The following is a 24269-nucleotide window of genomic DNA, read 5'->3' as shown; positions in this document are numbered from 1 at the left end:
CGGTGACTGATCTGCAAGTGCGAAAGATGCGCTTCGGCTTCGCCGACTATCCCGTTCCGTTCAACTGGAATCCAGCCGATCCAGCGTTCTCCTGCGCGACCAACATGCTGTCCTTCCTGTTTCTCGCCATCGAGAAGATGATCAGCGCGACGGTCCAGGAGGTGCTGCCCACGATCACCGATCCGGAGGTCGCTGAGGAGGCCCTGGCATTTGTCCGCCAAGAGGGCCAGCACAGCATGGCGCACCGTCAGCATGCGAAGGGTCTGATCAAGGCCTATCCCGCGCTGCAGGAAACCCTCGATGAAGTGATGGCGGTCTACGACGAGCTGACCGCCACCACGCCGGTGAAGTATCGGTTGGCGTACATCGCCGATCTCGAGGCAACCTTCACACCGACGTTCAGCATGATGCTCAACAACGCCGACACCTTGTTCGCACCCGGCGACGATCGAGTGGCCTCATTGTTCCTGTGGCACTTCGTCGAAGAGATCGAGCACCGCAGTTCGGCATTGATCATCTACGACGCCGTCGTCGCCGACCCGTGGTACCGCATGCGGATAGCGCCGACAGTCTTCCGACACGGCGAGGCGCTGATGGTGAAGACCGCCAGCAGCTTCAACAAACGCATCCCGCTCGAGGAGCGGAGAGTCGACGCCACATCGATATTCGGCAGTGAGTTGTGGAAAGTCGTACTCACAAAGAGGTTTCCCTCCTTGCGGAAGTACCGGCGGTTCGCCCTGCCCAGCGACGGGCCGCTCCAACGACTCTATTCGCACATTCCGCTCCGAGAGCAGGCGGCCGCTGCATACGGGGTGATTTGCAGCCAGCTGCCCGGCCACAATCCCGCGAAACAGAAGATCCCCCGCTTCGCCATTGAGTGGCTTGCCCGCTACGACGCTGGCTACGACGTCACCCGGTGGTACACCGCGGAGAACCACGCATCGCAGGGCTAACCCGCCACCCGCTGACTCAACTCGCGCACCGCCGGCGTCGCGAACAACTCGGACAGCGTCACCTGAACGCCGAGTGCGGCTGTGATTGTTACGACTGTCCGCATCGCCGAGAGCGAATCCCCACCGAGATCAAAGAACGAATCATCCAGTCCCACATGCTCTACGCCCAGCACTTGGGCATAGATGCCGCAGAGGATGTGTTGGACGTCGGTGGCCGGCGCAGTGTAGGCGCGGCGGTCCGGTAATGGCGCTGACGGTTGCGGCTCGATGCTCCACGCGTCAACAGCAGGCAACGGCTGGTCAGGATCGGCGGCCATCGTCTCCAGGAATCGATCGAGTTGCCCGATCAGCTGGTGAATGCTGTTGTCGTCGAACACATCCGTTCGATACTGAATACGAAGGTCCAGTTCATCGCCCGGGACCGCCTGGACCGTGAGCGGGTAGTGGTAGTAGTCGCGACTGGCGACATCGGCGACCGTCAACCCATCCGCACCCGACAACAATGACGTGTCGGTCGGATAGTTCTCGTAGACGAACACGGTGTCGAACAGCTTTGCCTGACCGGCGACTCGGTGAATCTCATTGAGCCCCAGGTACTCATATTCAAATGTGCGGCTTCTGCTGTCCTTCAGCTGATCGAGCAGGCCGGCGACGCCTGTGTCAGCCGAGGTACGCACTCGCATCGGCACCGTGTTGATCAGCAGGCCCACCATCGAATCCGCACCGGCCACCTCGGCTGGCCGCCCTGCCACCACCACACCGAAGGCGATATCACGCTGACCGGTCATCGCCATCAGGAGCTGCGTCCAGGCAGCCTGCAGGACGGTACTGACGGTGGTGTGGTGCGTGCGCGCCAGCTCGTTCAGCGCCTGCGTGGTCTCCGCCGAAACCCGAAGCGAGATAACGTTTCGCGGCCCCACTCCCAAATCCGTTGGGCCCACCAAGGTCGGGGTGTCGAAGCCGGCCAGGGCCTCGCGCCAAGCCGACTGAGCCGCGGGGACGTCGCGATCGGCCAACCAGGTGATGAACCTGCGGTAGGGCACCGCCGCGGGCAGCCGCTGCCCGTAGTAGCCTGCGAACACTTCCTGCAACAGCACGGTCAGCGACCAGCCATCGAGCAGAATGTGATGATTGGTCAGCACCAGACGGTGCTGATCCGGTGAGATACGGATCAACGTGGCGCGGAAAGCAGCCCGCGCGGCGAGATCACAGACCGCAACGCGCTCGTTGAGGCACAGCTGCGCGATCTGCTCATCGCGGTCGGACACTCGGCTGAGGTCGACATACTGCCACGGCACCATGGGATCAGCCGGGATGACCTGGACGGGCTCGTCGAACGCACTGCAGAACCGCGCCAACAGATTCGGATGCCGCTGGACTGCCGCCTGCACGGCTTCCTGCAGCCGGTACCGATCGAGCCGCCCGCTCAGCGTGACACCCATCTGCACCGCGTACACATCATCGCCGGAAGCGTGAGCCACGTTGGCGTGGAACAGCAATCCCTGCTGCAAGGGAGTCAACGGCAGGATATCAACGACGTCATGTGCCTGGCACAGTTCGTCGATCTGTTGCTGAGACAACCGGGCGGGCCCGATATCCGACGGCGTCAATCCCCCACCGCCGCCATGGACGTGGGCGCAGATGCCGGCCAAAGCATCGAACCACAGCCCCGATAGGCGGGTGACCTGTGTGTGGTCAAGCGCCGACAGCGCCCAGGTCCAGCCGGCACGAAGGCGTGGGCCGTCAGCGGTTTCCACGGTGCCTGCGTTGAGTTCGACAGTGTGCATCAGCGGCATCGGGACCGCTGCGGCGGCGCCGGTGACCTTCCAGCCGTCCTCACGGATCTCCCAGTAGTCACCGGACATCTGGCCGCCACCGCCACTCATGCGGCCCAGATAGTTGAAGCCGATCGTCGGGTCGGCGCCGGCCAGATCGACATCGTTGTTCAGGTAACGCAGCAAGCCGTAGGTCAGACCATCCGGCACCGCGCGAAGTTGCTCCTTGGCATCCTTGATCATTGGCCCCAGGTCCGCGTCGCCGACGAGCACCTGATCCCAGTCCAGCCCACCCACCGCGAGCGATACCGGGTACTTGGTGGTGAACCAACCGACCGTGCGCGACAGGTCGGCATCAGCGACCTCTTCTTGGCGCCCATGTCCCTCTGCGTCGATAACGACCGGTGAGCCTGCCGTGCCCAAGAATTCGGTCAGCGCCAACCCGAACGCGATCAGCAGAATGTCGTTGATACCGGCATGGAAGGCTGCTGGCACTTCACCGAGGAGCATCCTGGTGGTCTCGGGGTCAAGCTCAACCGACAGACTGCCGGCGTTGGCGTAGGTATCGATCGCCGGCTGGACCGCGGGCAGTGGTGCGGGAACCGCCGTGATCTGCCGCCAATGCGCTGCCTGCTCAACGACCTCCGGATGGTAGGCATGCTCGGCCAACACCGATGCCCACCGGGCGAAGGATGTCCGCGGCGGTGGCAGTTCAACCTGCTGCCCGCCATGCAGCTGCGCCCATGCGAGGTTGAAGTCCTCCAGCAAGATTCGCCACGAGACACCGTCGACCGCAAGATGGTGCGCGATCATCAGCAGTTGGCCAGTGGGCGCTGCCCACAGCGCGCTCACCATCGCACCCGCCGCCGGGTTCAGCCTGAATCGAGCCTTGGCGACCGTCTCGTCCGACAACACGTCGACCGTGTGTAGGCACGCGCGGGCGTCCACCGATCCGGGCTCGGGCACGGTCAGCGTCCAGCCCCCGGCACCGTCTTCCCCTTCTTGGGCCGAGACGCGCATCCGCAACATGGCATGCCGGTCCAGAATCGCTTGCAGCACCACCAGCACGTCGTCCTCGGTCACACCGACCGGCGCCTGGATCAAGACGGTCTGGTTGAACTGATCGACCGGGCCCTGGACATCGTTCAGCCACCGGATGATCGGGGTGGCCAGCAGTGGGCCGACGCCCTCGTCGATGACGTCGTTGTCGCCGTCGGAAAGCGTTGCGACCCTGGTAAGTCCGGCCACGGTCTGTTCGACGAAGATGTCACGCGGGCGGCACAGCACCCCGGCGGCCCGTGCTCGTGCGACCACCTGCATCGACAGGATGCTGTCGCCGCCGAGTTCGAAGAACGATTCGTCGACGCCGACCCGCTCCAGCCCGAGGACCTGCGCGTAGATGCCGGCCAGGATCTCCTCCACCGCATCCGAGGGCGCACGGTAGGAGTCGACGTCCTGGTAGTCCGGTGCAGGCAGCGCCTTGGTGTCCAGTTTGCCGTTGACCGTGAGCGGCAGCGCGTCGATGGCCACCACAGCGGATGGCACCATGTACGACGGCAGCCGATCACCGAGTGCGGCACGCGCGGCGGCCGGGTCCACATCGCCGGTCACATACCCAACCAGACGCTTGTCGCCCGGACGGTCTTCGCGCGCGATCACCACCGCCTGCTCGACACCATCCAATTCGCTGAGCGCCGACTGGATTTCGCCGAGTTCGATCCGGTAGCCGCGAATCTTGACCTGCTCGTCGGAGCGCCCCATGTAGCGCAGCTCGCCGTCGGCGCCCCACGCCATCAAGTCACCGGTGCGGTACATCCGCGCCCCCGGCTCCCCGAACGGACACGCCACAAACCGGGTCGACGACAGCCCAGCCCGGCCGATGTATCCGTCGGCGACCCCGGCGCCGGCCACGTACAACTCACCGACGACGCCCGCCGGCACCGGCCGCAGCAAGGTGTCGAGGACGAAGAAGCCGAGATGACCGAGCGGCACGCCGATCGGACTCGCTGTGCTGCCGCCGTAGCCGGCCACATCTGCTGCGACGATCTCCCGGAACGAGGCGTGCACCGTCGTTTCCGTGATGCCGTACATGTTGAGCAACCGCGGCGTGCCCGGAGGATGATTCTCCAGCCACGACCGCATCCGTTGTGGTTCAAGCGCTTCCCCACCGAACACCACGGCCTCGAGCTTCAGCTGGGCGCCGAGCTCGGGATGCGCGGCGACGGCGGTCTGCAGCGCGTAGAACGCCGAAGGGGTTTGGCTCAGCACACCGACCTGCTCGGAAACCAGTAAGGCGTGCAGATCCTCGGGCGAGCGCACCACCGCATCGGGTACCACGACCACCCGGCCGCCATAGAGCAGCGCCCCCCAGATCTCCCACACCGAGAAGTCGAAGGCCAGCGAATGGCATTGCGACCAAGCCAGCCCCGCCATGTCCATGTCGGCGTCCAACGTCTGCAGCAGACGAATCACATTGCGATGCGGAATCGCCACGCCCTTGGGCGTTCCCGTGGTTCCGGAGGTGTAGATGATGTACGCGATATCATCCGCGCACGGCACCGGCAGCGCGGCCCCGGTATCGACCGCGGGGTCAATCAGGTCGCCCGCATCGATGACGGAGAGACTGTGTCCGTCAAGCAGTTCGGCAAGTTCAGCGGTGGTCACAGCAGCGACCGGCTTGGCGTCGCCGAGTACGAACTGGCGCCGCGCCTCGGGCACCGAGGGATCGATCGGCACATAAGTGGCCCCGGTCTTGACCACCGCCACCATTGCCACGATCGCCTCGGCCGAGCGTGGCAACAACAGCGCGACCCGTTGTCCGGGTCCTGCTCCGCGACTGGCCAATACGTGCGCCGCGCGATTTGCCGCCTCGTCGAGTTCGCGGTACGTCATCGACAGGCCATCGAACGTGACCGCCGACGCGTCGGGGGTGCGGGCCGCCGACGCGGCGAACATCGACGCGATCGTGTCCTGGGTACTCACCGACCGGGTCAGTACCGCGCGGTTGCCGACCTGGTCGAGACGGGCATGCTCGGCGGCATCGAGGATATCCAGCGCAGACATCGGCTGAGCCGGGTCGGCGGTCATCGCCGTCAGCACCCGTTGCAGCCGGTCCACCAGATTCTGGATGCTGGCGGCATCGAATACGTCGGTGCGGAATTCGACGCCGCCACCGATCCCGGCCGGGTCGCCTGCATCGTTCCAGCGTTCAGCCAGGTTGAACGTGAGGTCCATGCGAGCGGTCTCGGTGTCCACCGCCATCGGCTCGACCCGCAGGTCGCCCAGGGACAACCCGGCGGCGTCGCCGGCCTGCCAGCCGAAGTTCTGCCACGCCAACACCACCTGCACCAGCGGATGATGCGCCATGCTGCGGGTCGGCTTGAGCCGCTCCACCAGCACCTCGAACGGCACGTCCTGATGCTCGTAGGCGGACAGGCTCCGCCGGCGCACCTGGGCCAGCAGATCGGCGAAGGTGGGATTACCGGTCAGGTCGACACGCAACACCAGGGTGTTGACGAAGAAACCGACGAGCTCGTCGAGCGCGGTGTCACCGCGGCCTGCGATCGGGAAGCCCACCGCCACATCGTTGTTGGCGCTCAGGTTGGACAGCAGCACCGCGAGGGCGGTCTGAATCACCATGAAGTTGGTCGCGTTGTGCTCGCGGGCCACCCGGGCAACCTGCTGCTGCAACTCGGCCGGCCACTCCACATCCAGCCGAGCGCCGCGGTAGTCGGCGACCAAGGGGTACGGCCGGTCGGTGGGCAGCGCCAACTGCTCGGGCATCCCGGCCAGAGCGTCTTCCCAGTAGGCCAGTTCCGCAGAAATGCGGCTGTCGGCGTCAGACAGCTCACCCAGTCGCGAACGCTGCCACAACGTGTAGTCAACGTATTGCACCGCCAGATCGGCCCACCCGGGCGCCTCGCCGGCTGACCGGCTGGCATAGGCGACGCCAAGATCGCGCACCAGCGGGGCGATGGACCAGCCGTCGGCAGCGATGTGGTGCACCACGGCCACGAGTACGTGTTCATCGTCGGCGATACGGAAAAGCTTTGCCTGCATCGGGATTTCAGCCGCCAGGTCAAAGGTGTAGCGCGTCGCCGTTTCGATGCCATCCATCAATTCGGCGTCCGACCAGCTGGTGGCATCGATCACGGCCCAGCCGAAGTCGGCAACATCGGTGGCAACGACGAGCTGTGCAGGTACGCCGTCCACCGCTGGGAACCGCGTGCGCAGGCTCTGCTGGTGGTCCAGCACGTCGAAAAGGGCAGCCCCCAACGCATCGGCGTCCAGCTGCCCGTGCAGCCGCAGCGCGACCGGCAGGTTGTAAATCGGGGATGGCCCTTGCAGCTGGTCGACGATCCACAACCGGTTCTGGGCGAACGACAGCGGCACCACCTCAGGCCGCGGGCCGGCCACCAATGGCTCGGACCGGGTCTCGTCCCCGGTGACACGGGGCGCCAGCTGCGCAACGGTGGGTGTCTCGAACAGCGCGCGCACCGCAAGAGCGGAGCCAAGGCTGGTGTTGATCGCCGCGACCAGACGCATCGCCGACAGTGAATCCCCGCCCAGATCGAAGAACGAGTCATCCAGCCCAACCCGGTCGGTGCCCAGCACCTCGGCGAAGATTCCGGCCAGGATCTCCTCGGTGGGAGTGCTTGGGGCACGGTAGTTTTCCGCGTCCTGGTAGTCCGGCGCCGGTAGCGCCCGCCGGTCCAATTTGCCGCTGACCGTCAGCGGAAGCACTGACAACTCCACGACCGCGGCGGGAACCATGTAGGCCGGTAGCCGCTCGGCCAGCGCGACCCTGATCTTCACCGGATCCGCTGTGCCGGTGAAATAACCAACCAGGCGCGGGTCACCGGCGCGATCCTCGCGGGCGATCACCACTGCCTGCTCGACCCCGTCGAGACCGGCGAGCACGGCCTGAATCTCACCGGGCTCGATGCGGTACCCGCGGATCTTGACCTGCTCGTCAGCGCGCCCGAGATACTGCAGCTGCCCATCAGCTCGCCACCGCACCAGGTCTCCGGTGCGATACATGCGTGTGCCGGGCTCGCCGAATGGGCAGGGCACGAACCGGGAAGCTGTCAAACCGGTCCTGCCGATGTACCCGACGCCCACGCCGCGACCGGCCACATACAGCTCGCCGACCACCCCCTCCGGCACGGGGTGTAACCGTTCATCGAGGACGAACAACGCGACCGTCGGTGGCGGCGCGCCAATCGGCACCTCAGCACCCACCACCAGCGGCGCGCTCATCGACGCATATACCGTCACCTCGGTGGGGCCGTAGGCGTTGACGACCACCCGACCGGGCGCCCACTGCTCCACGACCTCGGGCGGGCAGGCCTCGCCGCCAAGTAGCAGCGCCACCGACTCCAGCCCCTGCGGGCGCAGGGCTGCCACCGCCGACGGTGTTTGGGTGAGCACGTTGACATGTTCAGCGACCAGCAGGGCGTGAAAGTCCTCCGGTGAGCGGACTACCGCGTCGGGCACCACCAGCAGTCGCCCACCGCCTAGCAGCGCAGCCCAGATCTCCCACACCGAGAAATCGAACGCATACGAGTGGCATTGCGTCCATACCTGGTCGGCCGGCAGGGCCGGATGCGCCGAGGCCGCCAGGTGCGCCAGGTTACGGTGTGACAGCGCAACACCTTTGGGGGTGCCGGTGGTGCCTGACGTGTAAATCAGGTACGCGATGTTGTCCGCGGACGGCGCAGGCAGCGCGGTGCTGGGTTGGCGATCCACACCCTCGTCGTCGATGTCGATGACCGCGACATCGTGGCCGTGCAGCCGCGACCGCAGGGCGTCGGTGGTGACGGCGACGACCGGCGCGGCATCGGCGAGCATGAACTCGATGCGGGCCTCCGGCAGCGCGGGGTCGATCGCGAGATACGCCGCCCCAACTTTCAGTGCGGCCAGCATGACGACGACGGCGTCGGCCGAGCGGTCCACCAGCAGCGCGACACAATCACCGGCACCAAGACCGTGGCTGGACAGCAGGTGCGCGTACCGGTTTGCCGAGTCCTCGAGCTCCTGGTAGGTCATCGACTTCTCACCGGAGGTCAGCGCGACGGCTTGCGGGGCACGAATCACCTGCGCGGCGAACAACTCCGGCACGGAGAAGGCCGCTGGCACAGGCTCTGTCAAGACCGCCCGGTTGCCCACCGTGTCGAGACGCGCATGCTCGGCGGAGTCGAGAATATCGATCGACGACACCTGCTGGGCTGGGTCAGCGGTCATCGCCACCAACACCCGTTCTAGCCGCTGGACCAATGTCTCGATGCTCGCGGCATCGAAGACGTCCGTACGGAATTCGGCCATGCCAAAGACCCCGGTCGGCTCGCCCGCGTGGGTCAAGCGTTCGGTCAACGAAAATGCGAGATCGACCCGGGCGGTGTGGGTGTCCAGGGGCAGCTGGGTGACCTTCAGGTCCCCCAACGCCAGCGCAATATCGTCGCTGGTCTCCCCCGGCAAGCTCTGCCAGGCCAGCATCACCTGGACCAGCGGATGGTGGTTGAGCGATCGAGTGGGGTTGATCCGTTCGACGACCACTTCGAACGGTACGTCTTGGTGCTCGTAGGCGGCCAGACTTCGCGTGCGCACCTGAGCCAGGAGATCGGCGACAGTGGGGTCACCGCCGATATCGACCCGCAACACCAAGGTGTTGACGAAGAATCCCACCAGAGCGTCAAGCGCGGGGTCATTGCGCCCACCGATCGGGAATCCGACCGCCACATCGGAACTCGCGCTCATCTTGCCCAGAAGCAGGGAGAGCGCAGCCTGAACCACCATGAAGCTGGTCGCATTGTGCTCCCGGGCCACCGCAGCGATCCGCTGCTGCAACTCGATGGACCATTGCCAGCCGATGGTTGCGCCGCACTGGTCTGCCACTGGTGGATACGGCCGGTCGGTCGGCAACTGCGTCCGCTCGGGCATGCCAGCCAACGCGTCTTGCCAGTACGCAAGCTGTGCGGCAATCAGGCTGTTGCCGTCGTTCAGGTCACCGAATTGCGCACGCTGCCACAACGTGTAATCGACGTATTGGACTGGCAATTCGGTCCAAACAGGGTCCATCCCCGCGCTTCGGCACACATACGCCACCCCCAGGTCGTTGACCATCGGGCCCATGGACAAACCGTCGGCAGCGATGTGGTGTGCCACGGCCACCACGACGTGGTCGTCGTCGGTGACGCGGAACAGCCTTGCCTGCATGGGAATCTCGGCGGCCAGGTCGAACGAGTGCAGCGCAACCGCGCCGACAGCCTCATCCAACTGTTCTTGTGACCACCCACCCGCATCGATGACGTCCCAGCCGAAGTCAGCCTGCTCCGCGGGCACCACCAGTTGACGCGGTGTCCCCTCGGGCGCGGCGAACTTCGTGCGCAGGCTCTCGTGCCGACCGACCACGTCGGCCAGTGCAGCGCCGAGCGCCCCGGCATTGAGCGGGCCGTTCAATCGCAGACCCACTGCCATGTTGTAGGTCGGTGACGGCCCTTGCAACTGGTCGAGGAACCACAACCGGTTCTGCGAGAACGATAACGGGATCACCGACGGCCGCTCCATCGGCACCAGCGGTTTCAGCCGAGCCTCTTCCCCACCGATCAGCGCCGCGAGCTTCGCGATCGTGGGCGACTCGAACAGCGCCCTAACCGAAAAGCGCGTGTTGAGAACGGTATTGACCGCAGTGATCAGACGCATCGCCGACAGCGAATCCCCACCGAGATCAAAGAACGAGTCATCCACGCCGACACGACTCAGACCGAGGATCCTGGTGTAGATGCCAACCAGGATGTCCTCGACTGCAGTGGTTGGGGCGCGGTAGGAGTCGGTGCCCGCAAATTCCGGTGCAGGCAACGCCCGCCGGTCGAGTTTGCCGTTGACGGTCAACGGCAGGGCATCGATGACCATGATGGCGGCGGGAATCATGTACTCCGGCAGGCGTTCGGCCACTGCCGCGCGCAGGGCGGCGGGGTCGAGGGCAGCCGAAGCGCTGGTGACGTAACCAACAAGGCGCTTCTCACCGGGCCGGTCTTCGCGGGCGATCACAACCGCCTGCGCCACTCCGTCCACCTCCGCGAGTACGGCGCGCACTTCGCCGAGTTCGATCCGGTACCCACGGATCTTGACCTGCTCGTCCGCGCGCCCCACATACCGCAGCTCGCCATCGGCGCCCCACCACACCAGATCCCCGGTGCGATACATGCGCATCCCCGGCGCGCCGAAGGGGCAGGCGACGAAGCGCGACGACGACAACCCCGGACGGCGCCAATACCCCAAACCAGTCTGCGGCCCAGCGACATACAAGTCACCGACAACTCCAGCGGGCACGGGGCGCAACCACTGGTCCAGCACGAAGAACGCCAGGTCCGCGAGCGGCCCACCGACCGGGCTGACATCGGCGCCAGCGTCGCCTTTGACGATCTCCCGGAACGACGCGTGCACCGTGGTCTCGGTGGTGCCGAACAGGTTGAACACACGGGGTGAATCTGAGTGGCTATCGAACCAGGTCCGAAGACGTTGTGGCTCAAGCGCTTCACCGGCGAATATCACCGCGTTCAACTTCAGCTGACGGCTGACGTCGGGCTGCAGTGCGTCCGCGGTTTGCAGCGCGTAGAACGCCGAGGGCGTCTGGGACAGGACGGTGACCTGTTCGGCGGCGATCAGGGCGTGGAATTCCTCCGGCGCGCGGGCAACGGATTCGGGCACCACGACCAGTCGGCCGCCGTACAGCAGCGCGCCCCATATCTCACAGACCGAGACGTCGAAGGCCAACGAATGCCACAGCGACCACACCTGTTTCGCCATATCGATAGTGGCGTCCATGGCGCCCAGCAGCTCGGTCACGTTCCGATGGGTGATGGCAACGCCTTTGGGGATACCGGTGGTACCCGAGGTGTAGATCAGGTAGGCGATGTCATCGGGAGCTGGACCGGCCAGCGCGCTACTGGGTTGGCTGGCCAGAGCGGGGTCGGTCGCGTCGATAATGCGCAGGTTCGCACCTGTAAGCCGCGCAGCGAACTCCGGGTTGGTGATCGCGGCCACCGGCGCGGCATCGTCGAGCACCAACTGCATCCGTGCCGAGGGCGCGGTCGGATCGATCGGCACATACGCCGCGCCGGCCTTGAGCACCGCCAGAATCGACACGATCGCCTCCACCGACCGCGGCAACAGCAACACCACTCGCTGACCCGGACCAATCCCCTTGGCCGCCAACATATGCGCGAACCGGTTGGAAGCTTCGTCCAGCTCGCGATACGTCAGCGAACGGCCCTCGAAACTCAGCGCCGTCGCTTCCGGGGCACGCGCGACCTGGGCGGCGAACAACGTGGGAATCGAGGACGATGCCGTCCCGGGTCCGGTCAACGCGGCTCGGTTGCCCCACTCAAACAGATGCGTGAGTTCGGCGTCGTCAAGCATGTCGATCGAGGACAGCGGGCGGGAGGGCTCGGCGACCATGGCCGCCAGGACGTGTCTGAGTCGCTCGATCAGTGCTTCGATGTCGGCCGCGTCGAACACGTCGGTGTCGTACTCAACGCGCAGGGTCAGTTCCTCACCCGGCAGGGCTTGCACCGCGATGGGGTAGTGGTTGTATTCGCGGTGTGCGAAGTTGGTGACGGTCAATCCATCGGTGCCGGATAATGTGGCGGCGTCGATGGGATAGTTCTCGTAGACGAAGAACGTGTCAAAGAGGTGATCCTGACCGGTCACCCGATGAATCTCGTTGAGCGCCAGATGCTGATGATCCAGCGTCTGGGCATGATCGTTCTGCAGCTGATCGAGCAACTCGGCGGTCGTGGTCGCCGGGGAAATCCTGGCCCGGACCGGCACCGTGTTGATCAGCAGGCCCACCATCGAGTCCGCACCCAACACCTCATCGGACCGCCCCGAGACCGTGGTGCCGAACGCGACATCACCCTGCCCGGTCAGCGACATCAACACCCGCGCATACGCACCCTGCAACACCGTGCTGACCGTGGTGTGACACGACCGCGCCAATGCGCCCAGCGCTCGGGTCATCTCTTCAGACATCGCCGATGAGACAACGTTGCGCTGTCCCAGACTCGCACGGCCTGCGGCACCCAACAGCGTCGGGGTATCGAAACCGGCCAGCACCCGACCCCACGCCGCACGGGCGGCATCGAGATCACGACCGGCCAACCACGTGACGAACCTCCGATAGGGTGCCGCCGGCGGCAACCGCTGCCCGGAATAGCTCGCAAACACCTCACCCAGCAGAATCGGAAGCGACCACCCGTCGAGCACAATGTGATGGTTGGTCAACACAAACCGGTACTGATCGGGCCCCGTGCGAATCAACGCCGCCCGAATCGCCGGCTCATTGCCCAACGCGCACACCGCAACACGTTCAGCGGCGCACACCTGCGCGATCTGGTCTTCGACATCGCCACCGTCGAGTTCGAAATACTGCCACGGCAACACCGGATCAGCCGGGATCACCTGCACGGGCTCGTCGAACCTTTGGGAGAACCGGGCCGCCAGGTTCGGATGCCGGGCCACCACCGCCTGCACCGCGCCGTGCAACCTGTCCTGATCCAGCGGACCACTCAAACTCACATACAGCTGCACCGCATAGACGTCATCGCCACCCAACGCCGCGCTGGCATGAAACAACAACCCCTGCTGCAGCGGAGTCAACGGCAGAACATCAGCAATCCGCATCGGCCCGCTTGAGCTGATCTTGGCGACAACAGGCTGCGGTGCAGACGGATGGGCCGCCACGACCTCCGGCGTGGCCTCCTCACCGCCGATCAGCGCCGCGAGCCGAGCGACCGTGGGCGCCTCGAACAGCGCCCGCACCGAAAGCCGAGTATCGAGAGCGGTATTGACCGCAGCGATCAGCCGCATCGCCGACAGCGAGTCGCCGCCAAGATTGAAGAACGACTCGTCCACGCCGACGCGCTTCACACCGAGCACCTTGACGAAGATGTCGGCCAGCACTTCTTCCACGACGGTGGTCGGGGCGCGGTAGTTAGTGTCAGAGAACTCCGGTGCGGGAAGCGCGCGCCGGTCGAGTTTTCCGTTGACCGTCAACGGCACGGCATCGATCACCACGACCGCGGCCGGAACCATGTACTCCGGGAGTCGTTCCGCCACGGCGGCGCGCAACGCGGCGGGGTCGAGCTCAGCCGAAGCTCCGGTGACGTAACCGACGAGTCGCTTCTCGCCGGGGCGGTCCTCCCTGGCGATCACGACCGCCTGTTCGACGCCGACCACCCCGGCCAGTACCGCGCGAACTTCGCCGAGTTCGATACGGTAGCCGCGGATCTTGACCTGCTCGTCGGCGCGCCCCGAATAACGCAGCTGGCCGTCAGCACCCCACCATGCCAGGTCTCCGGTGCGATACATCCTTGTTCCGGGCGCTCCCGCCCCCGCGAACGGGCATGCCACAAAACGTGATCCGGTCAGACCGGCGCGATCCAGGTAACCGACGCCCACGCCGTGGCCGGCGACATACAACTCGCCGACCACCCCGGGCGGAACCGGCCGCAACCAACTGTCGAGCACAAACAGGGCCGCCCCCGATATCGGCGGCCCGATCGGCACCGACCCAGATCCCGCTGCCAGCGGCGCACTCAGGGCCACATCGACGGTCGTCTCGGTGGGACCGTAGGCGTTGATCATGACGCGCCCCGGCGCCCACTGGTCCATCAGCTCGGTCGGGCAGGGCTCGGCGCCGATGATCAGCGCCACCGATTCGAGAACCGCAGGCGACAGCATTCCGACTTCGGATGGGGTGGTGCTGAATACGTTGACGCCTTCAGCGACCAGTACGGCCTGGAGATCTTCCGGGGCGCGGGCCACCGATTCGGGCACCACCACCAATCGCCCGCCACCCAACAGCGCGCCGAAGATCTCTTGAACCGAGACGTCGAAGCCGTAGGACCGACACTGCGACCAAACCTGTTCCGGCGGAAGGGGTGCCGCATTCAGGGAGTTCATCAGCTGGGCAACGTTGCGATGCGTGATGGCAACACCCTTGGGGATACCAGTGGTGCCCGAGGTGTAGATCAGATACGCGATGTCATCGGGAGCCGGACCGGCCAGCGCGGTGCTGGGTTGGCTGGCGAGGGCGGGGTCGGTCGCATCGATAATGCGTAGGCTCTGCCCCGAAAGCCGTCCGGCCAGATCGGCGTTGGTGATCGCGGCCACCGGCGCGGCATCGTCGAGCACCAACTGCATCCGCGCCGACGGCGCGGTCGGATCGATCGGCACATACGCCGCGCCGGCCTTGAGCACCGCCAGAATCGACACGATCGCCTCCGCCGACCGCGGCAACAGCAACGCCACCCGCTGGCCCGGGCCAATCCCCTTGGCCGCCAACATATGCGCGAACCGGTTGGAAGCTTCGTCCAGCTCGCGATACGTCAGCGAACGGCCCTCGAAACTCAGCGCCGCCGCTTCCGGGGCACGCGCGACCTGGGCGGCGAACAATGTGGGAATCGAGGACGACACTGGCGCTGGCTGTTCCAGCACCGCCTTGTTAGTCCACCGATCCAGCCGGGCGTGCTCGTCGACATCCAGCATGTCGATCGAGGCCAACGGCGATGTGGGGTCGGCGATCATGGCCGCCAGGACGCGCTTGAGTCGCCCGATCAGCGCTTCGATGCCGGCCCCGTCGAACACATCGGTGCCGTACTCGACGCGCATCGTCAGCTCATCGCCCGGAATCGCCTGCAACGAAAGCGGATAGTGGTTGGTCTCGTGGTGTGAGAAGTTGGTGACGGTCAATCCATCGGTGCCGGATAATGTGGCGGCATCGATGGGATAGTTCTCGTAGACGAAGAACGTGTCGAACAGGTGATCCTGACCGGTCACCCGATGAATCTCGTTGAGCGCCAGATGCTGATGATCGAACGTCTGGGCATGATCGTTCTGCAACTGATCGAGCAGATCGGCGGTGGTCGTCGTAGCCGCGATGCTCGCCCGGACCGGCACCGTGTTGATCAGCAGGCCCACCATCGAGTCCGCACCCAACACCTCGTCGGACCGCCCCGAGACCGTGGTGCCGAACGCGACGTCACGCTGACCGGTCAGCGACATCAACACCCGCGCATACGCACCCTGCAACAGGGTGCTGACCGTGGTGTGACACGACCGTGCCAGCTCACCCAGCGCCCGCGTGGTGTCCTCGGGCAGCGCAAACGAAGCAACGTCCCGCCCGGCCGGCACCCGGCCCGCCGGGCCAACCAACGTCGGGGTGTCGAAACCGGCCAGCACGTCGCCCCACGCCGCACGGGCGGCATCGAGATCACGACCGTTCAACCACGTGACGAACCGCCGGTACGGCGCGACCGGACGTAGCCGCTGCCCGTAATAACTCGCGAACACCTCACCCAGCAGAATGGGCAGTGACCACCCGTCGAGCACAATGTGATGGTTGGTCAACACAAACCGGTACTGATCGGGTGCCGTGCGAATCAACGCCGCCCGAATTGCCGGCTCATTGCCCAACGCGCACACCGCGATACGTTCAGCGGCGCACACCTGCGCGATCTGGTCTTCGACATCGCCACCGTCGAGTTCGAAATACTGCCACGGCAACACCGGATCAGCCGGGATCACCTGCACGGGCTCGTCGAACCTTTGGGAAAACCGGGCCGCCAGGTTCGGATGCCGGGCCACCACCGCCTGCACCGCGCCGTGCAACCTGTCCTGATCCAGCGGACCACTCAAACTCACATACAGCTGCACCGCATAGACGTCATCGCCACCCAACGCCGCGCTGGCATGAAACAACAACCCCTGCTGCAGCGGAGTCAACGGCAGAACATCAGCAATCCGCATCGGCCCGCTTGAGCCCGTCGAGCTGACCTTGGCGACAACACGCTGCGGTGCAGACGGCTGGGCCGCCACGACCTCCGGCCTGGCTTCCCCACCGCCGATCAGCGCGCCGAGTCTGGCGACCGTGGGCGCGTCGAACAGCGCCCGCACCGAAAGCCGCGTATCGAGAGCGGTATTGACCGTCGAGATAAGGCGCATCGCCGACAGCGAATTGCCGCCTAGCTCGAAGAACGACTCGTCGATGCCGACGCGTTCCAGCCCGAGGACTTGGGCATAGATCCCGGCCAGGATCTCCTCGACCGCGTCACCCGGAGCGCGATAGGAATCGGCATCCTGATACTCCGGCGCCGGCAGGGCCTTGGTGTCGAGTTTGCCGTTGACCGTCAGCGGTAACACGCCGATCGCCACCACCGCCGACGGCACCATATAAGCCGGGAGCCGCTCGGCCACGGCAGCACGCGCCGCCGCAGGATCGGCGGAACCGGTGATGTAAGCCACCAGCCGCTTGTCACCGGCACGGTCCTCACGGGCGATCACCACCGCCTGCTCCACACCGCCCAAATCGCTCAACGCAGCCTGGATCTCACCTAACTCGATGCGGTAACCGCGGATCTTGACTTGCTCATCAGCACGCCCCACGTACTCCAGCTGCCCGTCGACACTCCAGCGCACCAAGTCACCGGTGCGATACATCCGTTGTCCCGCGGCGCCCCCTTCGACCCCGAACGGGCATGCCACGAACCGTGTTCCAGACAACCCCGCCCGGCCCACGTAGCCGTAGGCCAACCCGGATCCAGCCACATACAGTTCACCGACCACGCCCGCGGGAACCGGCTGCAACCAACCGTCGAGCACAAAAAAACCCAGATTGGCCAACGGACGCCCGATCGGGCTGACCGCGTTCTCGGTGTCAGCCTCGACGATCTCGCGGAACGACGCATGCACGGTCGTCTCGGTAATGCCATACATATTGATCATCCGCGGCGACCCCGGATGGCTGTGCAACCACGCCCGAATACGCTGCGGCTCAAGGGCTTCGCCTCCGAATACCACAGCCTTGAGCGCGAGCTGCTGGGTCGGGTCGGCGGTGGGCACATCGACGCTTTGCAGCGCATAGAACGCCGTCGGGGTCTGACTCAGCACACTGACCCGCTCAGATACCAACAAGGCGTACAAATCTTCCGGCGACCGAACCACCGCGTCGGGAACCACCACCACCCGCCCGCCGTAAAGCAGGGCGCCCCAAATTTCCCACACCGAGAAATCAAAAGCCAACGAATGACACTGCGTCCACACCTGCTCCGCCAGGTCCATCTCGGTAGCCAACGCCTCAAGCAGACGGGTCACGTTATGGTGCGGTATCGCCACACCCTTAGGCGTTCCCGTGGTGCCCGAGGTGTAGATGATGTAAGCGATATCGTCTGGACCAGGCCCCGGCAATGTGGTACTGGGCTGATCGTCGACTGCCGGATCACCGAAGTCGACGACCAGCAGGTCCCGTCCGTCCAGACGCGAGCGCAGCTCAGTCGTCGTGATCGCGACAACCGGTGCCGCATCATCGAGCACGAACCGCATCCGCGACTCCGGCACCGCCGGATCCACCGCGACATACGTCGCCCCGGTTTTCAACACCGCCAGGATCGCCACAATCGCTTCAGCCGACCGCGGCAACAACAACGCCACCCGCTGCCCCGGTCCCGCACCACGACCCGCCAGCAGATGCGCCAACCGATTCGCCGCCTCGTCCAGCCGGCGGTACGTCCACGACTGCTCACCGCAGCGCAGCGCCACCGCTTCGGGGACACGAGCCACCTGCTCGGCAAACAGAGCAGGAATCGACACCGGCGCGCCCATCGGCTCCCCGAGCACCGCCCGATTACCCCACACCCCAAGGCAATCCCGCTCCGCAGCATCGAGAACATCAATCGACGACAACCGCCGCGCAGGATCAGCAGTCATCGCCACCAAGACGCGTTTGAGTTGCCCGATCAGTGCTTCGATGCCGGCCGCGTCGAACACATCGGTGTCGTACTCAACGCGCAGGGTCAGTTCGACGCCCGGCACGGCTTGGATTGCGATGGGATAGTGGTTGTATTCGTGGTGTGAGAAGTTGGTGACGGACAGCCCGTCGGTTCCCGACAACGTGGCGGCGTCGATGGGATAGTTCTCGTAGACGAAGAACGTGTCGAACAGGTGATCCTGACCGGTCACCCGATGAATCTCGTTGAGCGCCAGATGCTGATGATCCAGCGTCTGGGCATGATCGTTCTGCAGCTGATCGAGCAACTCGGCGGTCGTGGTCGCCGGGGAAATCCTGGCCCGGACCGGCACCGTGTTGATCAGCAGGCCCACCATCGAGTCCGCACCCAACACCTCATCGGACCGCCCCGAGACCGTGGTGCCGAACGCGACATCACCCTGCCCGGTCAGCGACATCAACACCCGCGCATACGCACCCTGCAACACCGTGCTGACCGTGGTGTGACACGACCGCGCCAATGCGCCCAGCGCTCGGGTCATCTCTTCAGACATCGCCGATGAGACAACGTTGCGCTGTCCCAGACTCGCACGGCCTGCGGCACCCAACAGCGTCGGGGTATCGAAACCGGCCAGCACCCGACCCCACGCCGCACGGGCGGCATCGAGATCACGACCGGCCAACCACGTGACGAACCTCCGATAGGGTGCCGCCGGCGGCAACCGCTGCCCGGAATAGCTCGCAAACACCTCACCCAGCAGAATCGGAAGCGACCACCCGTCGAGCACAATGTGATGGTTGGTCAACACAAACCGGTACTGATCGGGCCCCGTGCGAATCAACGCCGCCCGAAACACCGGCCCATTGCCCAACGCGCACACCGCAACACGTTCAGCCGCGCACACCTGCGCGATCTGGTCTTCGACATCCAGTTCAACGTAATGCCAGGGCACTTCGGGCTCGGCGAGGATGATCTGCACCGGCTCGGCATACTGCTGGGAGAACCGGGCCGCCAGGTTCGGATGCCGGGCCACCACCGCCTGCACCGCGCCGTGCAGTCGATCCTGATCCAGCGGACCACTCAAACTCACATACAGCTGCACCGCATAGACGTCATCGCCACCCAACGCCGCGCTGGCATGAAACAACAGCCCCTGCTGCAGCGGAGTCAACGGCAGAACATCAGCTATCCGCATACTGCCGCTGAAGCTCGTCGATCTGCTCCTGAGTCAGACAGGCCGCGATATCCGACGGCGTCAACCCGCCCCCGCCACTTTGCACGTGCGCGCAGATGCCGGTCAGTGCGTCAAACCACAACTGGCTCAGGCGGCTAACCTGCGCTTGATTCAGCGCCGAGGGTGCCCACATCCACGCTCCGCCTAGGCACGGACCAGCGTCGGTATCGATGGTGCCGGCATTGAGTTCCAAGGTATGCATCAGCGGTATGGCCGGCTTCACGCTAGGGCTGATATTCGCCAACCCGTCCCAGGCGATCTGCCATGCGTCACCGGATGTTTCGGCCGACGTCGCACCCTGGCGTCCCAGGTAGTTGAACCCGATCACCGGATCGGATCCTTCCAAGTCGACGTCGCCGTGCAGGTAGCGAAGGACACCGTAGTTCAGGCCCTCCGGGATCGCGCGCAGTTGTTCCTTTGCGGCCTTGATCACCGCGCCCAGCCTCGCATCACCGGCCACGACTTGTGCCCAGCTGAGTCCGCCTACGTCCAGCGATACGGGGTACTTCGCAGTGAACCATCCCACGGTGCGCGACAGGTCGACGGGCTCGCCCGGGGACGCTGCCAGCTCCTCGTCCCGTCCGTGGCCCTCGACATCGATGGAGATCGGCGACCCACCTGTACCCAGGAACTCCGTTGCCGCGAGGGCGAATGCGATCAGCAAGATGTCTTGCACTCCAGCGTGAAACGCCGCCGGTACCTCACCGAGCAGCATCTGGGTGGTTTCGGTGTCCAGGTACACCGGCAGGTTCCCGGCGGTGCGTAACGTGTCCGTCTCGGGGTTTACCGCGGGCAATGCGGCAGGTGTCGCTGCGATCTGCCGCCATGTGTCAGCCTCGCCGACGACATCGGCTCGGTGTGCGTGCTCTGCGAGTAGGGACGCCCAGCGGGCGAATGACGTCCCCGGCTCTGGCAGCACAGCCTGTTGGCCGGCACGGTGCTGCGCCCAGGCAAAATTGAGGTCCTCCAAGAGGATTCGCCATGACACCCCATCGACGGCCAAGTGGTGGATGATCGCCACCAAGCGACTCGTCGAGGTCACCCACACAGCGCTCAGCATCACGCCGGCGGCCGGGTTCAACTGCGTTCCGGCGTGCAACACGGCGTCGTCGGTGAGCACATCGACGGTGTGCAAGCGCGAACGGGCATCCACTGAGCCGGCCTCGGGTACCTCCAGCGACCAACAGCCGGCATCGTCGCGGTCGACCCGCAGCCGCAGCATGGCGTGCTGATCCAGCAAGAGCTGCAGCATCACCAGCACATCGGCTTCGGTGGTTCCGACGGGTGCCTGTACCACCACGGTCTGATTGAAGTGGGCAACCGGGCTGCCCGCGGCTTCTAGACTCTCGAGCCAACGGATGATCGGGGTCGCGATCACCGGGCCCACTCCGTCGGCCGCCAGGTCGCTGTCGGTGTCGATCACCGTGGCGACCTGGGCCAGCCGGGCGACGGTCTGCTCGACGAAAACATCGCGGGGACGACACAACACGCCCGCGGCCCGCGCCCGAGCCACGACCTGCATCGACAGGATGCTGTCGCCGCCTAGCTCGAAGAACGACTCGTCGATGCCGACGCGTTCCAGCCCGAGGACTTGGGCATAGATCCCGGCCAGGATCTCCTCGACCGCGTCACCCGGAGCGCGATAGGAATCGGCATCCTGATACTCCGGCGCCGGCAGGGCCTTGGTGTCGAGTTTGCCGTTGACCGTCAGCGGTAACACGCCGATCGCCACCACCGCCGACGGCACCATATAAGCCGGGAGCCGCTCGGCCACGGCAGCACGCGCCGCCGCAGGATCGGCGGAACCGGTGATGTAAGCCACCAGCCGCTTGTCACCGGCACGGTCCTCACGGGCGATCACCACCGCCTGCTCCACACCGCCCAAATCGCTCAACGCAGCCTGGATCTCACCTAACTCGATGCGGTAACCGCGGATCTTGACTTGCTCATCAGCACGCCCCACGTACTCCAGCTGCCCGTCGACACTCCAGCGCACCAAGTCACCGGTGCGATACATCCGTTGTCCCGCGGCGCCCCCTTCGACCCCGAACGGGCATGCCACGAACCGTGTTCCAGACAACCCCGCCCGGCCCACGTAGCCGTAGGCCAACCCGGATCCAGCCACATACAGTTCACCGACCACGCCCGCGGGAACCGGCTGCAACCAACCGTCGAGCACAAAAAAACCCAGATTGGCCAACGGACGCCCGATCGGGCTGACCGCGTTCTCGGTGTCAGCCTCGACGATCTCGCGGAACGACGCATGCACGGTCGTCTCGGTAATGCCATACATATTGATCATCCGCGGCGACCCCGGATGGCTGTGCAACCACGCCCGAATACGCTGCGGCTCAAGGGCTTCGCCTCCGAATACCACAGCCTTGAGCGCGAGCTGCTGGGTCGGGTCGGCGGTGGGCACATCGACGCTTTGCAGCGCATAGAACGCCGTCGGGGTCTGACTCAGCACACTGACCCGCTCAGATACCAACAAGGCGTACAAATCTTCCGGCGACCGAACCACCGCGTCGGGAACCACCACCACCCGCCCGCCGTAAAGCAGGGCGCCCCAAATTTCCCACACCGAGAAATCAAAAGCCAACGAATGACACTGCGTCCACACCTGCTCCGCCAGGTCCATCTCGGTAGCCAACGCCTCAAGCAGACGGGTCACGTTATGGTGCGGTATCGCCACACCCTTAGGCGTTCCCGTGGTGCCCGAGGTGTAGATGATGTAAGCGATATCGTCTGGACCAGGCCCCGGCAATGTGGTACTGGGCTGATCGTCGACTGCCGGATCACCGAAGTCGACGACCAGCAGGTCCCGTCCGTCCAGACGCGAGCGCAGCTCAGTCGTCGTGATCGCGACAACCGGTGCCGCATCATCGAGCACGAACCGCATCCGCGACTCCGGCACCGCCGGATCCACCGCGACATACGTCGCCCCGGTTTTCAACACCGCCAGGATCGCCACAATCGCTTCAGCCGACCGCGGCAACAACAACGCCACCCGCTGCCCCGGTCCCGCACCACGACCCGCCAGCAGATGCGCCAACCGATTCGCCGCCTCGTCCAACCGCCGGTACGTCCACGACTGCTCACCACAGCACAGCGCCACAGCTTCCGGAACACGAGCCACCTGCTCGGCAAACAGAGCAGGAATCGACACCGGCGCGCCCATCGGCTCCCCGAGCACCGCCCGATTACCCCACACCCCAAGGCAATCCCGCTCCGCAGCATCGAGAACATCAATCGACGACAACCGCCGCGCAGGATCAGCAGTCATCGCCACCAAGACCTCCAGCAGACGCCTGGTCACCTCGTCGGCGTCCCAATCCGCGAACAGGTGACCTGTCCCCAGCGTGCTCAGATAGAGCTCGTCGCCAAGCCCGGAGAAGGTAAACCCGGTGCTTCCGGCAAGACCGGAGTTGGTCATATTTGCCGATGCCGGCGCGCCACCGAAATCTAACGTGAACGCGGCCGGGAAGAAGTTGATGACGATCCGGTTGGCGGTGTGCGCGCCGCGCTCGAGCGCGTGCACCGGAAACCGCTGATGTTGTACGGCATCAGAGATTTGCGTGTCGACCTGCCTGCAGAAGTCGCGCACCGACGACTCCGCCGGGGTGCGCACGACCAGCGGCACCAAACCGGCAGCCATCCCTGGCAGGGTTTTCAGCTCCGGACGGATTCGCCTGCTAACGGGGAAGTCGAACACCACGTCGGAGCCCTCGGCGCAGCGCCCGCGCACCAAGAGTGCACTCGCCGCAGCGATCACCGACGTGCGGGGGATATCCCATTCGTGGGCCAGCTCGTCGACTCGCCGCAGGACTGCCGGGTCCAGCGGAACCGGCACCGAACGCCAACCCGGATCGGGTTCCTCGGCGGCTTGTGTCGCCCGGCTGTCCGGTCCACTTTCGGCAGGAAGGTTCGCGGTCCAGTAGGCCTGGTCTTCGCGATAATCGCTGGACTGTTCGTATTCCGATTCGCATTCGAGCAAGTCCCGCAATGAACCAAAGAACGCGGGCGGAATGAGGTCTCCAGAAATGGTGGCCGAGTAAATCGATGCGACGCGGTTGACCAGCAGCCAAATTCCAGCACCGTCTATCACGATGTGATGGAAACACCCGAATACGTAAAACTCCGCCGGACCGGTCTCGAACAATGCGTATTTGAACAGCGGGCCGGTGAACGGCATTGGCGTGCGCTGGATCGACAGCGCAGTCTCCTGCACGTCGCGCGCCGGATCGCTCGAGTCGGTGAAGTCATAGAAACCCAGGTCGATCTCGGGGTAATCGATCACCCGCTGGACGACTTGGCCATCCTCCTCGAAGAACGCCGCCCGGACCGGTTCGGCTTCTCGCGTCGCACGGTGCAGTGCCCACTCGAACGCGTCACGTTCCAGCGCGCCCTCCACTTTCAGCAGCATGCCGAGCTGCCAGTCGGTACTGGCGTGACCCGTCTCCTGAGCCAGCCAAATGTCCAGCTGTGCGCGCGTCAGAGGAAACGCGCCCTGGTTGAACTCCAT

At 65.1% G+C, this 24269-nt stretch carries 3 protein-coding genes; 1 reads left to right on the top strand and 2 read right to left on the bottom strand.

The window, feature by feature from the left end:
• The first annotated feature begins 2 nt into the window (after window positions 1-2).
• On the top strand, window positions 3-953 hold the full coding sequence (locus ADBZ9O_RS14435; RefSeq protein ID WP_526532325.1) for a metal-dependent hydrolase: 951 nt from the start codon (window positions 3-5) through the stop codon (window positions 951-953).
• Here the strand turns inward: ADBZ9O_RS14435 and ADBZ9O_RS14430 are convergent.
• A complete protein-coding gene (locus tag ADBZ9O_RS14430; protein WP_526532323.1) occupies window positions 950-19708 on the bottom strand; it encodes an amino acid adenylation domain-containing protein in 18759 nt (6252 codons plus the stop codon). The two genes, ADBZ9O_RS14435 and ADBZ9O_RS14430, sit on opposite strands and share 4 nt — an antisense overlap.
• Window positions 19695-24269, bottom strand: coding sequence for an amino acid adenylation domain-containing protein (locus ADBZ9O_RS14425; protein ID WP_526532321.1), 4575 nt, complete (start codon window positions 24267-24269; stop codon window positions 19695-19697). The genes ADBZ9O_RS14430 and ADBZ9O_RS14425 overlap by 14 nt, the downstream gene beginning before the upstream one ends.

The sequence above is a fragment of the Mycobacterium sp. genome (genome assembly GCF_965229105.1).
GTDB lineage: Bacteria > Actinomycetota > Actinomycetes > Mycobacteriales > Mycobacteriaceae > Mycobacterium.
This window is presented reverse-complemented; position numbering and strand designations above follow the sequence as displayed.

Excerpts from the sequence above, each read along its gene's own strand:
- ADBZ9O_RS14430 (WP_526532323.1), bottom strand. The coding sequence starts at position 19,708 with ATGCGGATAGCTGATGTTCTGCCGTTGACTCCGCTGCAGCAGGGGCTG.
- ADBZ9O_RS14425 (WP_526532321.1), bottom strand. The coding sequence starts at position 24,269 with ATGGAGTTCAACCAGGGCGCGTTTCCTCTGACGCGCGCACAGCTGGAC.